The sequence below is a fragment of the Sodalis sp. RH15 genome (genome assembly GCF_047324255.1).
Lineage (GTDB): Bacteria > Pseudomonadota > Gammaproteobacteria > Enterobacterales > Enterobacteriaceae > Acerihabitans > Acerihabitans ligni.
Map to the genome: position 1 here is coordinate 908,218 of NZ_CP178738.1, position 18,076 is coordinate 926,293.

The window sequence follows — 18,076 nt, forward strand, 5'->3', positions numbered from 1 at the left end:
TGAGATTACTCATCCTGGTCGGCGCCCCCCTTTTTTGTTGAGGAAAATGCATAGCTTATGAAGCCGATTTTTAGCAGGGGACCCTCTCTGCAACTCCGTTTGTTCCTGGCTGTCATGGTTGCCATTGCGGTAATTGTCGCCGACAGTCGGCTCGGTTCGTTTGTCCAGATACGCGCCTATATGGACACCGCCGTCAGCCCGTTCTATTTTCTGGCCAACGGTCCGCGCAAGGTGTTGGATAATATCTCGCAGACTCTGGCGTCCCGGGATCAGCTGGAGCTGGAAAACCACGCGCTGCGCCAGGAACTGCTGCTGAAGAACAGCGAGCAGTTGCTGCTGGGGCAATACCGGCAGGAAAACGCCCGACTGCGCGAACTGCTCGGTTCGCCGCTGCGGCAGGATGAACAGAAAATGGTGACGCAGGTTATCTCCACCAGTACCGATCCCTACAGCGATCAGGTGGTGATTGACAAGGGCGTGGACAACGGCGTGTACGTGGGACAGCCGGTCATCAGCGATAAAGGCGTGGTGGGCCAGGTGGTTGCCGCCGGCAAACTCACCAGCCGGGTACTGCTGATTTGCGATGCCTCGCACGCACTGCCTATCCAGGTACTGCGCAACGATATCCGGGTTATCGTGGCCGGCAACGGCTGTACAGAGGATTTGCAGCTGGAGCACCTGCCGGGCAATACCGATATCCGGGTGGGCGATGTCTTGGTGACTTCGGGTCTCGGCGGTCGCTTCCCTGAAGGGTATCCGGTGGCGGTGGTCTCCTCGGTCAAGGTGGACACCCAGCGGGCGTATACCGTGATTCAGGCCAGGCCCACCGCCCAGCTCCAGCGCTTGCGCTATCTATTGCTGTTATGGGGCGCCGATCCCCGTGGGGAAGTGCCGCTGCCGCCCGCCGAAGTCCATCGGGTAGCCAATGAGCGGCTGATGCAAATGATGCCGCAGGTTTTGCCGTCCCAGGATATCATGGGACCCGCGGCGCCCGCGGCACCGTCAACTACGCCCGCGGCGCCGTCAACTACGCCGGCGTCCCGGACGGGCGGATCCGCGGCGGATCCGTCGGCCGGGGATAACCAATGAACCGTTATCGCCGCAACGGCAGCTGGGTCATTTGGCTTTCTTTCCTGATAGCAATCATTTTACAAATCATGCCTTGGCCGGATGAGCTCTATCTTTTCCGGCCCTCCTGGCTGAGCCTGGTGCTGATTTACTGGGTCATGGCCATTCCGCACCGGGTGAATGTCGGCACCGGTTTCCTGCTCGGTCTGGTGATGGACCTGGTGCTGGGCTCCATTCTCGGCGTCAGGGCCTTGGCGTTAAGCATCCTGGCCTATCTGGTGGCGTTCAAATTCCAACTATTCAGGAATATGGCCTTATGGCAGCAATCACTCATCGTGGTGGTGCTGTCATTAAGCATGCACGTCATTGTATTTTGGGCCGAATTCCTGGTGATCAATATTTCGTTCCGGCCGGAAATCTTTTGGAGCAGCGTGGTGGACGGCGTGCTGTGGCCCTGGCTGTTTTTGCTGATGCGTAAAGTCCGTCGCCAATTTTCCGTGCAATGAGGACGATAATGACCCCTATATACCTCGCGTCCGGTTCGCCGCGCCGTAAAGAGCTGCTCACCCTGCTGGGTGTGCCGTTCGAGGTGCTGCGGGCGCCGATTGTCGAGCAACGGCAACCGCTGGAGCTTCCACGGGACTACGTGCGGCGGCTGGCGCTGGAGAAAGCGCTGGCGGGGGTAGCCATAGCGCCGGAATCGCGGCCGGTATTGGGGGCGGATACGATAGTGGTGCTTGACGACCGCATTTTGGAAAAACCCTTGGACAGGGATGATGCCGCCATGATGCTGACCGCTTTATCCGGCAGGAGCCATCGGGTGATGACGGCCGTGGCCCTGGCGGACGCGCAACACCGGCTTTGCCATGACGTCGTGACCGAGGTCACTTTCCGCCAGTTGTCGGAACAGGATATTCATCGCTATATTGCAACAGGTGAACCGATGGATAAAGCCGGTGCCTACGGTATACAGGGATTGGGTGGAGCATTTGTCAGAGCAATCAATGGCAGCTATCACGGCGTCGTGGGATTACCGCTGGTGGAAACCTCTGAGCTGCTATGCCGATTCACGGCACTAGAATGGCGCTAAACAAGGTACGAGGATAACATGGCAGCTGAATTACTGGTCAATATCACGCCCTCCGAAACGCGGGTCGCCTATATCGACGGCGGCATTCTGCAGGAAATTCATATCGAACGTGAAGCGCGGCGCGGTATTGTCGGTAATATTTACAAGGGCCGCGTCAGCCGGGTCCTGCCGGGCATGCAGGCGGCCTTTGTGGATATCGGACTGGAAAAAGCGGCGTTTCTGCACGCGTCCGATATTATGCCGCACACTGAATGCGTGGCCGGTGAAGAGCAAAAAAATTTCCACGTGCGTGATATCGCCGAACTGGTCAGGCAGGGCCAGGATATTATGGTCCAGGTGGTGAAGGATCCCCTGGGCACCAAAGGCGCGCGCCTGACCACCGATATCACCCTGCCGTCCCGCTACCTGGTATTTATGCCCGGCGCGGCCCATGTGGGGGTGTCGCAACGCATCGACAGCGAAGAAGAGCGCGAGCGCCTGAAGCGTACCGTGGCGGGGTATTGCGACGAACAGGGCGGTTTTATTATCCGTACGGCCGCCGAGGGTATCGGCGAAGAGGAACTGTCCCAGGATGCGGCCTTTCTAAAACGCCTGTGGACCAAGGTCATGGAGCGCAAGCGCCGCGGCCAAAGCAAATACATGCTTTACGGCGAATTGGCGCTGGCGCAGCGCATCCTGCGTGATTTTGCCGGCGCGGCCCTGGACCGTATCCGGGTGGATTCCCGGCTGACCTTCGATTTGCTGCTGGAGTTTACCGCGGAATATATCCCGGAAATGACCCATAAGCTCGAACACTACAACGGCAAGCAGCCTATTTTTGATTTATATGATGTGGAAAACGAAATCCAGCGCTCCCTGGAGCGTAAAGTCGAGCTGAAATCCGGCGGTTATCTGATTATCGATCAGACCGAAGCCATGACCACCATCGATATCAATACCGGCGCTTTTGTCGGCCACCGGAATCTCGACGAAACCATTTTCAATACCAATATCGAGGCGACCCAGGCCATTGCGCGCCAGCTGCGATTGCGCAATCTGGGGGGAATCATCATTATTGATTTCATCGATATGAATAACGAAGAGCACCGGCGGCGGGTGCTGCACTCCCTGGAGCAGGCGTTAAGCAAGGACCGGGTGAAAACCGGTATCAACGGCTTCTCGCAGCTGGGCCTGGTGGAGATGACCCGTAAGCGTACCCGTGAAAGTATTGAACATGTGCTTTGCAGCGAGTGTCCTGCCTGTCATGGGCGCGGTACGGTGAAAACCATCGAAACCGTCTGTTATGAAATTATGCGGGAGATTGTGCGGGTTCACCATGCCTATGACTCCGATCGGTTTTTGGTCTACGCTTCCCCGGCGGTGGGGGACGCGTTAAAAAGCGATGAGTCCCATGCGCTGGCGGAAGTGGAAATCTTCGTCGGTAAACAGGTCAAGGTTCAGATTGAGCCGCTTTACAGTCAGGAACAGTTTGATGTAGTGATGATGTAGGCCTGCCTTCATTAAAGTCGATTGCGGGGCCGGGTATAAAAATAACACGCTTTTCGTGGGCGGAGAGCGACGGGAAGCAAGGAGAAAGGCGTGAAGCGACTGCCGGGGATATTGCTGGCCCTATGTGCAACCCTGATTGTCCTGATGGCGTTAGCGGTTAGCGGGTTACGTCTGACGCTGCCCTATCTGGATACTTTCCGACCGCAAATCATTGGGCGGCTCAACGCCGTTTACGGCGCCAATATCCAGGCGCGCGAAATGCACGGCAGCTGGCAGTCATTTGGCCCAACCCTGGATATCGGCGGTATCGAGTCCGTCACCGAAGACGAGAAACTGCACATCCAGCGGGTCACGGTGGCGCTGGACGTCTGGCAGTCCCTGTTGCACTGGCGCTGGCAATTCCGCGATGTCACCTTCTACCGGCTGCGGCTGGATCTCAATTCAACCTTGCTTGGCCGCGATCATCAAGGCAGCCCGATAAAATCCGATCAGCTTTCCGACCTGTTTTTACGCCAGTTCGACCATTTTACCCTGCGCGACAGCGAGCTCTCCTTCCTCACGCCTTCAGGAGAACGCAGCACCTTATCGGTGCCGCAGCTTACCTGGCTCAATAGCCCTCAGCGGCATCGTGCGGAGGGCCTTATCAGCCTGTCCAACGTCGAGGTGCATCAGGGGGCCATCCAGCTGCGCATGGACCTCAACGATGAAAAAGGCCTGCTGGACAACGGTAAAGTCTATCTTCGCGCGGATAATATCGATCTCAAACCCTGGTTCAGCCAATGGCTGCGCGACCAGACCGGGCTGAAAAGCGCCGACTTCAGCCTGGCCGCCTGGCTGGACCTCGATCATGGGGATATCACCGGCGGCGATGTCTTTTTCAGCCACGGCACCGCCCAATGGCAGGACGGGAGCGACCAGCACCGGCTTGATGTCTCGAAGCTGGCCATGCACCTGAGCCAGCAGGGCGATGGCTGGCAATTGGATATGCCGGCGCTTAACATCGCCACCGATGGCGATACCTGGGCTCCCGGCGCATTATCCCTGTTTTGGCTGCCGGAGAAAAATCGGCTGTTCGCGCCGGATCAGGCCGGAGAAATCCGGGTGCGCGCCAAAAACCTGATGCTGGAAAGGTTCAGTCCGCTGCTGCCGCTGGTGTCGTTTATTACCCCCGCGTTACGGGCGCGCTGGCAGGACCTGCAGCCCAAGGGCACCCTGTCGTCCCTGGCGCTGGATGTTCCCCTTAAAAATCCGGAGCAAATCCGTTTTCAGGGAAGCTGGCACGATGTGGCCTGGCGGCAATGGCAGTTGTTGCCCGGCGCCGATCGCGTGGCCGGTTCGGTGGCCGGCACCCTGGCGGACGGTGAGCTTAGCGTGGCGCTGGATAACAGTACCCTGCCTTATCAGAATATGTTCCGCGCGCCTCTGGCAGTGCAAAAAGCGCGGGTTACGCTTAATTGGCAGAATAATGAACAAGGCTTGGCCTTGTGGGGCAAAAATCTCGACGTACGCGCCGATGCGCTGTGGATGACCGGCGATTTTTATTTCCACCAGCCCATCAATGGCGAGCCCTGGCTGGATGTCCTGTCCGGCATCCGGCTTTACGACGCGGCCCAGGCCTGGCGTTATTTCCCCGAGCCCCTGATGGGCACTCATCTGGTGGATTACCTCACCGGCGCGCTGAAAGGCGGGCAGGTGGACAATGCCACGCTGGTCTTCGCCGGCGATCCCAAGCAGTTTCCTTTCAAACATAACGACGGCCAGTTCGAGGTATATGTGCCGCTGCGCCATGCCGACTATGAGTTTGAGCCCGGCTGGCCGCATTTGCCGGACCTGGCCATTGATCTTGATTTCCTAAACGACGGCCTGTTCATGCACGCGCCCCTGGCGCAGCTTGGGGATGCCGCCGGCCACGACGTCGTGGCGGCGATTCCAGATTATTCCAAAGAGCTGTTGTTGATTGATGCGAGTATCAACGGCTCGGGCAAGGCGGTGGGAGACTATTTCCACCAGACGCCGCTGAAGGAATCCCTCGGTGCGGCACTGGACGAGCTGCAAATAGGCGGAAATGTTAGTGGGGACTTACATCTCGATATTCCTTTGACGGGCCAGCCTGTTACCGCATCGGGCAACGTGAATTTAAACAACAATACCTTGTTGATAAAACCCCTGGGTATGACCATGACCGGCATGAACGGCCAATTCCGCTATCGCAACGGCAATCTGGACAGCGAGGGCATGAAGGCGCAGTGGCTCGGACAGCCCATCAATATCGGTTTTAATACCCAAGAGCTGCCGGAGCACTATGCTATCAACGTCGGTTTGCAAAGCGTGCTGGCTATGGACCGCCTGACCGGCATTCCGGCGCCGTTCCGTCAGGCGCTGTCCGGCCAGGCGGACTGGCAAAGCACCATCGCGGTGACGCTGCCGGTACACGGCAAGCCCACCTACGATATAGGCGTAACCGGCGATCTTAAAAATGTAAGCAGTCACTTACCTCCTCCGCTGAATAAACAGAGCGGAGTACCGTTCCAACTGGCGGTAAAAGCCCTCGGTACCCTCTCCGGTTTTACCCTGAGCGGCAGCGCCGGCAAGAATACGTTTAATACCGAATGGCTTTTAACCAAACAGGTCACCTTGAAAAGGGGTGCCTGGGCGGTAGCGGGCGGCAAAGTACCGCCGTTGCCCGCCGATGACAGCCTGACCCTGAATTTGCCTTCCCTGGACGGCGAGCAGTGGCTGGCGCTGATGACGCCGCAATCGCGCTCGGAGGGTAAGGCGGTGGTCAGCCGGTTCCGTTTCCCCGATGCGCTGACGCTGAATACGCCGTTGTTGACCCTGGGGGGACAGCAGTGGCACGACCTGGCGCTGACCCGGGCCAATATCCCCGGCGGCAGCGCCGTCGTGGCGCGCGGGAAGGAAATCAACGGTAAGCTGACGCTCCCGGATAGGGGGCCCTGGCAAGCGGACATCCAGTATCTTTATTACAATCCGCTTTGGCCCAAGACGCAGGCAACGGCCGCCGGCAAGGATCAGAATGCCCTGTTAGGCGGTGACGATACCGCGCCCTCATTCAGCGATTGGCCGTCCATCGCATTGCGCTGCCAGGAATGCTGGATAATGGGACAAAACCTGGGACGGGTGAAGGCGGATATCGTGCCCCGCGGAAACTCCCTTGAGGTCGCCAACGGCGAGGTGGATACCGGCAAGTCCCGGCTTACCCTCGCCGGCGCCTGGTCAAGGCACGGCGCGCAGAACCAGACCGATGTGAAAGGCAAGCTCAGCGGCAAGGATATCGGCGAGGCCAATGACTATCTCGGCATCGATACGCCGCTGCGTAACGCGCCGTTTGATGTGGATTACGATCTGCACTGGCAGTCCGCCCCGTGGAGTGTGGATATCCCCACCCTGAACGGCGTTTTGCATGCTAATCTGGGCAAAGGCAAGATTGACGATATCAGCAGCGGCCGGGCCGGACGATTATTGCGGCTGGTGAGTTTTGACGCCTTGCTGCGTAAACTGCAATTTGATTTCAGCGATACCTTCGGTAAAGGCTTCTATTTCGACTCCATCAAAGGCACCGCCTGGCTTAAATCGGGCGTACTGCACACCAACGATTTGCTGGTGGACGGACTGGAGGCGGATATCGCCATGTCCGGCGATGTGAATTTCAATCAGCAGCAAATCAATATGGAAGCCGTGGTGGCCCCTGAAATTTCCGCCACAGTCGGGGTGGCCACCGCCTTTGCCATCAACCCGGTGGTTGGGGCGGCGGTCTTTGCCGCCAGTAAGGTCCTGGCGCCGCTGTGGAATAAAATTTCGGTGATTCGCTATCACATCAGCGGCAATCTGGACCAGCCGAAAATCCAGGAAGTATTGCGCCAGCCTCGCCAGCCCGCCGTTAAAGCCAAATAGGCCGCGTGCCCGCCATCGAAATCCCTTGGTGATATTGCGCCGGCCCGCAGATGATTGAATTCGTTTTACCCATTTGACGTCGGCGGGGAATTGCCGCAGTCTATATCTAATAGCATGCATGGCATGTAGCAAAGCGTTCCAGCCGTTGCTGGCCATTCCATCAAATACAAGAGTGAAAACCTATGAGTCTGGCATTTGTCAGTGAGCAATTACTCGCGGCCAACAACCTGAGTCACAACGATCTTTTTACCCTTTTGGGGCAAATGACCGAGCGTCGCCTGGATTACGCCGATCTCTACTTCCAGTCCAGCTATCATGAAGCCTGGATGATTGAAGACGGCATCATCAAGGACGGCTCTTACAATATCGATCAAGGTGTGGGCGTTCGGGCGGTAAGCGGCGAAAAAACCGGCTTCGCCTATGCCGACCAATTGACGCTGAATGCCCTTGAACTGAGCGTCAATGCGGCGCGCAGCATTGTCAAAGAGCAGGGTAACGGCCGGGTGCATACCCTTGGGGAAATCCCTTATAAAAAGCTCTACCCGTTGCTGGACCCTCTGAACAGTTTGCCGCGGGAAGAAAAAATCGCCTTATTGCACCGGGTAGACAAAGTCGCCCGCGCCGCCGACGCGCGGGTGCGGGAAGTCAACGCCAGCCTGTCCGGGGTATATGAGCAGGTCTTGGTCGCCGCCAGCGACGGCACCCTGGCGGCGGATGTGCGCCCCCTGGTGCGGTTGTCCATCAGCGTACAGGTGGAGCAGGATGGTAAACGCGAGCGCGGATCCAGCGGCGGCGGCGGCCGTTTCGGTTATGACTTTTTCCTGGCGGACGACGGCGGCGATGTGCGTGCGGACAATTGGGCGCGGGAAGCGGTGCGCGTCGCGCTGGTGAATCTGTCCGCCGTCTCGGCGCCCGCCGGCGCCATGCCGGTGGTGCTGGGCGCGGGCTGGCCCGGCGTATTGCTCCACGAAGCGGTGGGTCACGGCCTGGAAGGGGATTTTAACCGTCGCGGCAGTTCGGTATTCAGCGGCCAAATGGGCAAGCTGGTGGCTTCTCCGCTGTGCACCGTGGTGGATGACGGCACGCTGGCCGGTTTGCGCGGTTCGTTGGCCATCGACGACGAAGGGGTGCCGGGCCAGTATAATATGCTGATTGAAAACGGAATTCTTAAAGGCTATATGCAGGATAAATTGAACGCGCGGCTGATGGGCGTTCCTCCTACCGGTAACGGCCGGCGCGAGTCCTATGCCCATTTGCCGATGCCCCGTATGACCAATACCTATATGCTGGCCGGCCAGTCAACGCCCGAGGATATTATCGCCAGCGTTGAATATGGGCTGTATGCGCCGAATTTCGGCGGCGGCCAGGTGGATATCACCTCGGGCAAATTTGTTTTTTCCACGTCGGAAGCCTATCTGATCGAAAAGGGTAAGGTCACCAGCGCGGTGAAAGGGGCGACGCTTATCGGTTCCGGCATCGAGGCGATGCGGCAGATTTCCATGGTGGGCAACGATTTGGCGTTGGATAAAGGGGTCGGCGTGTGCGGTAAGGAAGGACAGAGCGTGCCGGTGGGCGTTGGCCAGCCGACGCTGAAGCTGGATAAGCTTACCGTGGGCGGCACCGCTTGAGGTTTGGCCCGGTGCGGCGGGCCGGGGCTGCTTTGTGTGCTCCGGCGGCCATCGGCACGGTATACCTTTAACCGGCTCGTTGCACGATCGGCGATCGCGGGCCTACCGAGCCATGGGGCGCTCTCCCTTTAACACGTTCATTTCAAGCTCGGTGGCGGCGGGCCTCTCCCTATTTAAGTATTACTATCTTGACGGAATGCCTGATAGACCGTGGCGACGTTTTTAAAGTAGTCCTGCAGATAGTTAATGCACACCTGCACCTTCAGCGGCAGTGTGTCCTTTTGGGTATAAACCGCATATACCGGGCGCGGATCGGAAAGATAGTGGTTGAACAGGATCTCGACGTCGCCGCGCTTGATTTCATCCAGCACCCACATGATAGGCACATAGGCAATGCCGGCGCCGGCGGTGAGCCAGCGGACCAGGGTCTGGGAATCGTTGGTGGCGAAACGGCCCTGGGGCGCCAGATGGAGGGTAATGCCTTCCGGCGCGATGAGCTCAAATTCACTGTCCGGCCGGACGTCGTACTCCAGCCAGGAAAAATTCGCCATATCACCGGGCTTCTCCGGAGCGCCATGGGCGGCAAGATAGCTCTTGGCGGCGCATACCACCATCGGCATGGCGCCGAGCCGTTTTGAAAACAGGCCGGAATCTTGCAACGCCCCGACCCGAATCACCAGGTCGAGCCCGTAGGCAATAATATCCGGCGCCGGGATGCCGGTCACCAGATTAACCGACAAGCCGGGATACTCTTTGAGCATCTCGGCGGTCATGGTGGCGAGAACGTTATGCGCCATGGTGGATGAACTGCCGATGCGCAGCGTGCCGATGGGGGTGTTATTAAAGGCGTAAAGCTGCTCATGCACTTCGTTAAACTCAATCAGCATGCGGCGGCATCCCTGGTAATAAATTTTGCCGGCCTCCGTCAGGCCGATGCTGCGGGTGCTGCGATTCATCAATTTGACCTGCAGCTCGCTTTCCAGCTTGGCCACGATCTGGCTGACGGACGACACGCTCATTTGCAGCTGTCTGGCCGCGGCGGTGAAGGACCCGCCTTCCACCACTTTGGCAAACACCCGCATCCGATTAAGTCTTTCCATTATTTACTCTGAGTTAAAAGTGATTTAGATCACGTAAAGTTGAAAATCCTATACATCCGGGACTATTATATACCTATCGGTTCACCAGATCGCACAGCGGCATCCCTGCATATTCCTTACTTTTATTGCCTTTTAATAAACAGTTACATTTGGGATGCGATGCTGCCCATCTGTCTAACCCTATTATGTCTATCTAAAATATCCATCGGTATACCCGTCATACTTCAAGTTGCAGGTATGTTGGCTTCCTCGCCCACCCTCGTCACTTACTTAAGTAAGCTCCTGGGGATTCGCTGCGTCGCCGCCTTCCTGCAACTCGAATTATTTAGGGTATAAACTTCCCGCTTTTGACTAACCTTGTGTAGTACGGGTGAAAAATTCCTGTGGGCCGGGTTAATCCGCATGAGAGGTCAACATTGATCCGGTCTGCCGGAGAGGGTTGAAGGAAAGTTAAGGAAAAGTAATGAGTTTGCTCCCGGTTATGGTGATATTCGGCCTGTCGTTTCCGCCGGTATTTTTTGAATTGCTGGTGTCCATGGCGCTGTTTTTCCTGCTGCGCCTGTTACTACAGCCGACGGGTATCTATGATTTTGTCTGGCATCCCGCCCTGTTTAATACCGCCTTGTACTGCTGCACGTACTACTTGATTTCTTGTCTTTTCGTCTGAGGCCGCTGTGAAAACTGTTGTAACAAAAATAATCAGAGTCGCGATTACCCTGCTATTGGTCCTGATCGCCGCCATCGCTATTTTCCGAGCTTGGGTGTTTTATACCGAATCCCCCTGGACCAGAGACGCTAAATTCACCGCCGATGTGGTAGCCATTGCACCGGATGTCAGCGGCCTGCTCACCGACGTTCGGGTGAGCGACAATCAGCTGGTGCAGCAAGGACAAGTGTTGTTTGTGGTGGATCAGCCGCGCTATCAGCAGGCATTGGATGAGGCGCAGGCCGATGTGGATTATTATCAGGCGCTGGCGAATGAAAAACGCCGCGAGGCGGGACGGCGGGTACGGTTGGGCACCAACGCCATGTCGCAGGAATTGATCGATCAGGCCAATAACGATTTCATCACCGTAAGCCATCAGCTCGCCAAGGCGGTGGCGGCCCGCGATCTGGCGAAAATCGATTTGGATCGCACCATTATCCGCGCACCGGCGGAAGGGTGGGTAACCAATCTCAGTGTCCATGCCGGTGAATTCATTACCCGCGGCACGGTGTCGGTGGCCCTGGTGAAACGAAATTCGTTTTATCTGCTGGCCTATTTGGAGGAAACCAAGCTGGAGAGGGTGCGGCCCGGCTATCGGGCGGAAATCACGCCGCTGGGCAGCAATGTGGTGTTTTACGGTACGGTCGACAGCATTGCCGCCGGGGTGACCAATACGAATGCGGTAGCGGACAAAAAAGGGTTGGCCACGGTGGATTCCAATTTGGAATGGGTCCGTCTGGCGCAGCGGGTGCCGGTGAAAATCCGGCTCGATGAGCAGCAGGGCGACCTCTATCCCACCGGCACTACCGCGACGGTGGTGATTACCGGCAGCAAGGATCGCCAGCCCGCCAGGTTATCGCCGATGATGCAATTGATACGTCGTCTACGGGAATTCGGCTAAGCGTAAGGTAATCAATTATTATGCTTTATCCTATTTTCATACGCTGCCGTTTCGCGATTAAATTGACCTTCGCCGTACTGCTGGCGCTGTTTGTCGGTTTCCATTTTCAAATGGAGACGCCGCGCTGGTCGGCGCTGACCGCGGCCATCGTCGCGGGCGGGCCGGCCTTTGCCGCCGGCGGCGAGCCATTTGCCGGCGCCATTAAGTATCGCGGCATGCTGCGTATCATCGGTACCTTTATCGGCTGTATCGGCGCCCTGGTGATTATCACCGCCACCATCCGGGCGCCGGTGGTCATGCTGTTGCTGAGCTGTATTTGGGCGGGCTTCTGTACCTGGTACTCTTCGCTGGTGAAAGTGCAAAACTCTTATGCGCTGGCGCTTTCCGGCTACACCGCGCTGATTATCATTGTCGGCATCCAGACGGCGCCCCTGACGGCGCCGCAATATGCCATCGAACGCTGCAGCGAGATAGTCCTGGGCATCCTTTGCGCCATTCTGGCGGACGTGCTGTTTTCTCCCCGCTCCATCAAGCAGGATATCGATCGGGCGGTGGATCGGCTTTTGCTGGATCAATATCACTTGCTGATGTTGTGTCTTAATAACGCGCCGAAAGAAGATATTGATAAATCCTGGGGCGATTTGGTGAAGCGGACCACCGCTCTGGATGGCATGCGCAGTAATCTGATGATGGAATCTTCCCATTGGACCCGCTGCAACCGTCGCCTGAGGGCCATGAATACCCTGTCCCTGACGCTGATTACCCAGGCCTGCGAAACCTACCTGATTTTGCAAACCCATCCTGAGTTCGTTAATACCCAATTGCTGCTGTTGTTCAACGAGCCGGTGGTCACGGTAGCGGATATCCATAAGCGGATGAAGCTGATGCGCCAGGTGATCGCCGATACCCCGGCCAGACGGACTCCCCATACGCTTTATACCTGGGTGGGCACCGCCACGCGTTTTCTGCTGTTGATTAAAGGGGTTAAAAACAATACCCGTATCAGTAAAATCGAAGAGCAGGTCCTGGAGGATCAGGTGATTGTCGCCGCCCCGTCGGCGGAGCACCATCATGCCTTGATCAACGGCCTTCGAACCGGAGTGGCCACCGCGCTGGGCTTCCTGTTCTGGCTGTGGACCGGTTGGACCTCCGGCAGCGGCGCGGTGATAATGATTACCGTCATTACCGCCCTGGCGATGCGGGCGCCCAATCCGATGATGGTATGTAAAGATCTGCTCTACGGCATGACGGCGGCGCTGCCCGTCGGCGCTGTCTTCTATATGTACATCATGCCGGCGACCCAGCAAAGCCTGCTGCTGCTGTTCATTTCCCTGGGCGTCTTGACGTTTATTGTCGGTTTCGCGGTGCAAAAACAGATATTGGGATCCATTGGCCTGATGGCGGGTACGCTCACGATTATCGGCCTGACCAATCCCATGTCGTTTTCCATCAACGGTTTCCTCGACGGCGCCATGGGTCAAATCATCGGCTGCGCGTTGGCGACGCTGGTGGTGATGTTGATTCGGGATAGTTCCAAAGCCCGCATCGGCCGGGTGCTGCTGAACCGGTTTGTGTTCGGCGCGGTATCGGCGCTGTCCACCAATAAGGCCCGGCGCAGGGAAAATCATCTGCCGGCGTTATATCAGCAACTGTTCCAGTTGTTGACGCTGTTTCCCAGCGATATCGCCAAGTATCGCTTGGCGTTGATGTTGATCATCTCCCACCAGCGCCTGCGTACGGTGGATATCCCGGTGAATGCGGATTTATCGGCGTATCACCGCCGGATCCGCGCCACCGCCGACCGGGTGATCAATGCCCGCAATGAAATTCGCCGCGGCGAGCATTTCAACCGACTGTTGGAAGAGATGGGTATCTATCGGCAAAAGCTGCTGGATTATGACGCGCCCGCCGCCGTCATCGAACCGGTGGAGCGCTTAACCGATACGCTATTACGTTACCGGCATGCACTAAGCGGTTAAACGCCGCTCCCTATCTCCGTCGTGCAACTATACTTACTCCAAAAGATGGGAGGATATCATGCACGAAAATTCATCTATTCAGGATCATATCCTGTTTAACACCGGCTACCTGGTTAACGGCGAGTGGCATCGTGGCATAGAGACGTTTGACGTGCTTAATCCGGCCACCGGGGAGGTGATCGCCAACGTGGCCAAAAGCGGCAAAACCGAAACCGAGGCCGCCATCGCCGCGGCCGCCGCCGCATTTCCCGCCTGGCGGGCCAAGACCGCCAAAGAACGCTCTGAAATCCTGTATCGCTGGTACAATTTAATCATGGAAAACCAGCCGTATCTGGCAAAATTGATGACCGCCGAACAGGGTAAACCGGTAAAAGAGGCCGCGGGCGAAGTGGCTTATGCCGCCAGTTTTATCCAGTGGTTCGCCGAGCAGGCCAAACGCGCCAACGGCGAGATTATCCCCCCCGCCAAGGCGCATTCCCGCATCCTCGCCACGCGCGAGCCGGTAGGGGTGGTTGCGGCCATCACGCCGTGGAATTTCCCCCTGGCCATGTTGACCCGCAAGCTGGGTCCGGCCTTGGCGGCCGGCTGTACCGCCCTGATCAAACCCGCCAATAATACCCCGCTTTCGGCGTTTGCCCTCTTGGCGCTGGCGCACCAGGCCGGTGTGCCAAAAGGAGTGGTAAACGGCGTGGCGGGTGATACCGCTGCCATCAGCGATGCCATCATGGCCAGCTCCGACGTCCGTAAGATAACCTTCACCGGTTCCACGGCGGTGGGGAAGACCCTGATGCGCCGCGCCGCCGACACCATGAAAAAAATCTCCCTGGAACTGGGGGGCAACGCGCCCTATATCGTATTTGATGATGCGGATATCGACGCCGCGGTGGCAGGGGCCATTGCCAATAAATTCCGCAACGCGGGCCAGGTATGCGTCAGCGTGAACCGCTTCTATATCCAGGCGGGGGTGTATGATGAATTTGTCCGCCGTCTGGCGGAGGAAGTGGCGAAACTCAAGGTAGGCAACGGCATGGATGACGGCGTGGTTGTCGGGCCGCTTATCAACCAGGCCGGTGTGGATAAGGTTCAAGAGCATGTCAGGGATGCGTTGGCCAAAGGGGGTCGCGCGGTAATCGGCGGCCAGCCCCATGCCCTCGGAGGTAATTTCTATCAGCCGACGGTCATCGCCGGGGCCAATGAGCAGATGGCGCTGGCCCATGAGGAAACCTTCGGCCCCCTGGCGGCCTGCTTCCGCTTCGATACCGAAGAGGAGGTGATAGCAAGGGCCAACAACACTCCTTTCGGCCTGGCGGCGTATTTTTATACCCAGAACCTGCAGCGGGTCTTTCGCGTTTCGGCGATGCTGGAAAGCGGCATGGTGGGGGTGAACGAATGCGCGGTGTCTACTGAGCTTGGGCCGTTCGGCGGCGTTAAGGAATCGGGACTGGGCCGGGAAGGTTCGGTATTGGGCCTGGATGAATATCTGGAAGTGAAAACGCTGCATATCGGCGGCCTGTGACAGCTTTTTTAGCCACACCCGCCGCGGGCGCGGTATGGCATGCTCCCTGGATGACGGGTATATTGATAAAACGTGGTGCGGAGAACGCTAGATGGAGAAAGTATCCTTTGATTTCAGCCAGATACCTGATCTACCGGCTTTTTACCGTGACTTTGGCCGTCAGTTCGCGCTGTCGGAACCCCGGGATAGCAACCTTGACGAATTATGGCAAACCGTCACCCGCCGTTTGCCCTTACCGGTGGAAATCGAATTTCTCCATCTGAACGGGGCGAAAAAACGCCGCTTCGGCGCGTTGATACTGTTGTTTGATGAAGCGGAGGAGGAGCTGGAAGGACGGCTGCACTTCAACGTGCGGGGATAGTACGCGCGACGGTTAATCCGCCGCGGCAACTGACCTCAGGTACTGGAAAATCAGGCGGGCGGTCTTCCCCGGTTTGCCGGCCGCCAGTTCTTTTTGCGCGTTGCGTACCAGCGAGCGCAATTGCTGCCTGTCCGCCTCGGGATAGACGGCCATCACTTCCGCCACGCCGTCATCTCCCTGTTCAATGAGATGATCCCGCAGCGTTTCCAGCTTATGGAACAGGGTTATCTGCTGGTTATGCCGGTTTTTCAGCTTGTCCAGCGCCTGATGGATGGGTTCCACATCCCGGGCGCGCAGCATTTTGCCAATCAGCTGGATCTGGCGGCGGCGGCCCTCTTTTTTGATCCGCTGCGCCAGCTCTATGGCCGCCAGCAGATCGTCGTCGAGGGGGATTTTTTCCAGTCCGTTTTTGCCCAGTTCCACCAGTTCAACCCCGAGCTTTTTCAGCGCTTCGGCGTCGCGTTTGATTTCGCTTTTGCTGACCCAAATGATTTCGTCTTCATCTTCATCGGGTTGCGCGTCTGGCTGTTCGTCGAGCCAGTCGTCCGGTTGTTTGCTCATTATGCGGTTCCTCAAAAAGAGGCTCATCCTAACAGGTTGCAGAGGATCTTCAATGCCCTTATTTTACGCTATACCCTAAATAATTCGAGTTGCAGGTGCGTTGGCCCTCCTCGCTCACCCCAGTCACTGACTCAAGTAAGCTCATGGGGATTCGCTGCGTTGCCGCCTTCCTGCAACTTGAATTATTTGGGGTATATACACCATCATACCCTTAATGGAGCGCGGTGCTTTTGCTTTTGTTTACAGTTGTTCCGGCAACCACTGCTGTTGCATACCGTGCCAAATGCTTTGCGTACTGATAGACTTATCGTTAATAGATGACCTTGGCTTCAGGCCGGTGGATATCACAATCCGACTCTGTTCGTCCTGCGGTAGCGTCACCCTCTTGCGGATAACCTTATAAACCTGGCGGATCAATGAAATTAGTCACTCAAGTTGCAGAACAGCGAAAATTATTGGAAAACGCGGTTGCGCAAGCGCTGGAGCTGGCTGGCGCCGGTTCGGACGCGGCGGAAGTCGCGGTGACCAAAACCACCGGCATCGGCGTCAGTACGCGTTATGGCGAGGTGGAAAACGTCGAATTCAACAGTGACGGGGCTTTGGGCATCACCGTTTACTACCAGCAGCGCAAAGGCAGCGCTTCTTCCACCGATTTGAGTCCGGACGCTATTGCGCGCACCGTCGGCGCCGCGCTGGATATCGCCCGTTATACCTCTCCCGACCCGTTCGCCGGGCCGGCGGATAAAGAATTATTGGCCTTCGATGCCCCGGAACTGGATCTGTTCCATCCCGCCGAGCTTGATGCGGAACGCGGCGCGGAGCTGGCGGCGCGGGCTGAGATGACCGCCCTGAAGGCCGATAAGCGTATTACCAATACCGAAGGCGGCAACTTTAATAGCCATTACAGCACTAAAGTTTACGGCAATAGCCACGGTATGCTCAGCAGCTATAACAGCAGCCGCCACTCCATCTCCAGCAGCGTTATTGCGGAAAGCGGCGGGAATATGGAACGCAACTACGCCTATACCATCAGCCGGGTGTTTGAGGATCTGCGCTCGCCGGAGTGGGTGGGTGAAGAGAGCGCGCGCCGCACCCTGGAACACCTCAATCCCCGTAAGCTGGATACCATGCAGGCGCCGGTACTGTTCGCCGCCGAGGTGGCGACCGGGCTGTTCGGCCATCTGGTGGGCGCTATCAGCGGCGGCAGCGTCTATCGTAAAGCCACGTTTTTGCTTAACGATCTGGGTAAACCCGTTTTGCCCGATTGGATGACCATTGAAGAGTATCCTCATTTGGCGAGAGGCCTGGCTTCTTCCCCCTTTGACAGTGAGGGCGTCCGTACCGAGGATCGCACCATCGTTAAAGAAGGCGTTTTGCAGACCTGGCTATTAAGCAGTTATTCGGCGCGCAAGCTGGGTATGAAGACCACGGGCCATGCGGGGGGGATACATAACTGGCGCATCGCCGGCCGGGGTCTTGATTTCGCGGGGCTTCTAAAACAGATGGATCGGGGCCTGGTGGTCACCGAGCTGATGGGACAAGGGGTCAGCGCCATCACCGGCGATTATTCCCGTGGCGCGGCCGGTTTTTGGGTCGAACACGGTGAAATTCAGTATCCGGTAAGCGAGATAACCATTGCCGGAAATTTGCGGGACATGCTGCGCAATATTGTAACCGTAGGGGATGATATCGAGACGCGAAGCAATATACAGTGTGGCTCGATATTATTACCGATGATGAAAATCGCTGGTCAATAAAAGGTCATC

General features: G+C 57.3%; 14 protein-coding genes. 12 read left to right on the plus strand and 2 right to left on the minus strand.

Annotated elements, in window-relative coordinates; all coding sequences use genetic code 11:
- Positions 1-57: 57 nt before the first annotated feature.
- The 6 genes from mreC (at position 58) to tldD (ending at position 9,186) form a co-directional block, all read left to right on the plus strand.
- Positions 58-1,089, plus strand: coding sequence for a rod shape-determining protein MreC (mreC, locus tag ACL2XO_RS04235; protein ID WP_413726481.1), 1,032 nt, complete (start codon positions 58-60; stop codon positions 1,087-1,089).
- Positions 1,086-1,574 carry a rod shape-determining protein MreD gene (gene mreD / locus ACL2XO_RS04240; protein WP_132923600.1) on the plus strand — a complete coding sequence of 163 codons (489 nt, stop codon included), beginning with the start codon at positions 1,086-1,088 and terminating at the stop codon, positions 1,572-1,574. Before mreC ends, mreD begins: the two co-directional genes overlap by 4 nt.
- Before the next feature lie 8 nt (positions 1,575-1,582).
- The gene (locus ACL2XO_RS04245) at positions 1,583-2,158 is read left to right on the plus strand and encodes a Maf family protein (protein WP_413742224.1); all 576 of its coding nucleotides are present in this window, start codon (positions 1,583-1,585) and stop codon (positions 2,156-2,158) included.
- Between the two features lie 18 nt (positions 2,159-2,176).
- Positions 2,177-3,646 (plus strand): ribonuclease G, encoded by a 1,470-nt coding sequence (rng, locus tag ACL2XO_RS04250; RefSeq protein ID WP_413742225.1) that lies wholly within the window; start codon positions 2,177-2,179, stop codon positions 3,644-3,646.
- 90 nt (positions 3,647-3,736) lie between these two features.
- A complete protein-coding gene (yhdP, locus tag ACL2XO_RS04255; protein WP_413742226.1) occupies positions 3,737-7,558 on the plus strand; it encodes an AsmA2 domain-containing protein YhdP in 3,822 nt (1,273 codons plus the stop codon).
- Between the two features lie 182 nt (positions 7,559-7,740).
- Positions 7,741-9,186 (plus strand): metalloprotease TldD, encoded by a 1,446-nt coding sequence (gene tldD / locus ACL2XO_RS04260; protein ID WP_132923596.1) that lies wholly within the window; start codon positions 7,741-7,743, stop codon positions 9,184-9,186.
- A gap of 173 nt (positions 9,187-9,359) precedes the next feature.
- On the opposite strand, the gene aaeR is transcribed toward tldD, so the two are convergent.
- Positions 9,360-10,286: an HTH-type transcriptional activator AaeR gene (gene aaeR / locus ACL2XO_RS04265; protein WP_132923595.1), complete on the minus strand. Its 927-nt coding sequence runs from the start codon at positions 10,284-10,286 to the stop codon at positions 9,360-9,362.
- A gap of 463 nt (positions 10,287-10,749) precedes the next feature.
- Between aaeR and aaeX the strand changes: the two genes are divergently transcribed.
- From aaeX to ACL2XO_RS04290, 5 genes are all read left to right on the plus strand, one after another.
- Positions 10,750-10,953: a p-hydroxybenzoic acid efflux pump operon protein AaeX gene (aaeX, locus tag ACL2XO_RS04270; protein WP_132923594.1), complete on the plus strand. Its 204-nt coding sequence runs from the start codon at positions 10,750-10,752 to the stop codon at positions 10,951-10,953.
- A 7-nt stretch (positions 10,954-10,960) separates the two neighbouring features.
- Positions 10,961-11,893, plus strand: coding sequence for a p-hydroxybenzoic acid efflux pump subunit AaeA (gene aaeA / locus ACL2XO_RS04275; RefSeq protein WP_132923593.1), 933 nt, complete (start codon positions 10,961-10,963; stop codon positions 11,891-11,893).
- A 20-nt stretch (positions 11,894-11,913) separates the two neighbouring features.
- The gene (gene aaeB / locus ACL2XO_RS04280) at positions 11,914-13,872 is read left to right on the plus strand and encodes a p-hydroxybenzoic acid efflux pump subunit AaeB (protein ID WP_413726484.1); all 1,959 of its coding nucleotides are present in this window, start codon (positions 11,914-11,916) and stop codon (positions 13,870-13,872) included.
- 58 nt (positions 13,873-13,930) lie between these two features.
- Positions 13,931-15,388: an NAD-dependent succinate-semialdehyde dehydrogenase gene (locus ACL2XO_RS04285; protein ID WP_413742227.1), complete on the plus strand. Its 1,458-nt coding sequence runs from the start codon at positions 13,931-13,933 to the stop codon at positions 15,386-15,388.
- 91 nt (positions 15,389-15,479) lie between these two features.
- Positions 15,480-15,749: a hypothetical protein gene (locus ACL2XO_RS04290; protein WP_132923590.1), complete on the plus strand. Its 270-nt coding sequence runs from the start codon at positions 15,480-15,482 to the stop codon at positions 15,747-15,749.
- Positions 15,750-15,761: 12 nt separating this feature from the next.
- On the opposite strand, the gene yjgA is transcribed toward ACL2XO_RS04290, so the two are convergent.
- Positions 15,762-16,310, minus strand: coding sequence for a ribosome biogenesis factor YjgA (gene yjgA / locus ACL2XO_RS04295; RefSeq protein ID WP_132923589.1), 549 nt, complete (start codon positions 16,308-16,310; stop codon positions 15,762-15,764).
- Between the two features lie 416 nt (positions 16,311-16,726).
- On the opposite strand from yjgA, the gene pmbA reads away from it, so the two are divergent.
- A complete protein-coding gene (pmbA, locus tag ACL2XO_RS04300) occupies positions 16,727-18,067 on the plus strand; it encodes a metalloprotease PmbA (RefSeq protein ID WP_413742228.1) in 1,341 nt (446 codons plus the stop codon).
- Positions 18,068-18,076: the final 9 nt, after the last annotated feature.

What these genes read in the sequence shown, in the direction of transcription:
- mreC (WP_413726481.1), top strand. Translation starts at nt 58, where the DNA reads ATGAAGCCGATTTTTAGCAGGGGACCCTCTCTGCAACTCCGTTTGTTC.
- mreD (WP_132923600.1), top strand. Translation starts at nt 1,086, where the DNA reads ATGAACCGTTATCGCCGCAACGGCAGCTGGGTCATTTGGCTTTCTTTC.
- ACL2XO_RS04245 (WP_413742224.1), top strand. Translation starts at nt 1,583, where the DNA reads ATGACCCCTATATACCTCGCGTCCGGTTCGCCGCGCCGTAAAGAGCTG.
- rng (WP_413742225.1), top strand. Translation starts at nt 2,177, where the DNA reads ATGGCAGCTGAATTACTGGTCAATATCACGCCCTCCGAAACGCGGGTC.
- tldD (WP_132923596.1), top strand. Translation starts at nt 7,741, where the DNA reads ATGAGTCTGGCATTTGTCAGTGAGCAATTACTCGCGGCCAACAACCTG.
- aaeR (WP_132923595.1), bottom strand. Translation starts at nt 10,286, where the DNA reads ATGGAAAGACTTAATCGGATGCGGGTGTTTGCCAAAGTGGTGGAAGGC.
- aaeX (WP_132923594.1), top strand. Translation starts at nt 10,750, where the DNA reads ATGAGTTTGCTCCCGGTTATGGTGATATTCGGCCTGTCGTTTCCGCCG.
- aaeB (WP_413726484.1), top strand. Translation starts at nt 11,914, where the DNA reads ATGCTTTATCCTATTTTCATACGCTGCCGTTTCGCGATTAAATTGACC.
- ACL2XO_RS04285 (WP_413742227.1), top strand. Translation starts at nt 13,931, where the DNA reads ATGCACGAAAATTCATCTATTCAGGATCATATCCTGTTTAACACCGGC.
- ACL2XO_RS04290 (WP_132923590.1), top strand. Translation starts at nt 15,480, where the DNA reads ATGGAGAAAGTATCCTTTGATTTCAGCCAGATACCTGATCTACCGGCT.
- yjgA (WP_132923589.1), bottom strand. Translation starts at nt 16,310, where the DNA reads ATGAGCAAACAACCGGACGACTGGCTCGACGAACAGCCAGACGCGCAA.
- pmbA (WP_413742228.1), top strand. Translation starts at nt 16,727, where the DNA reads ATGAAATTAGTCACTCAAGTTGCAGAACAGCGAAAATTATTGGAAAAC.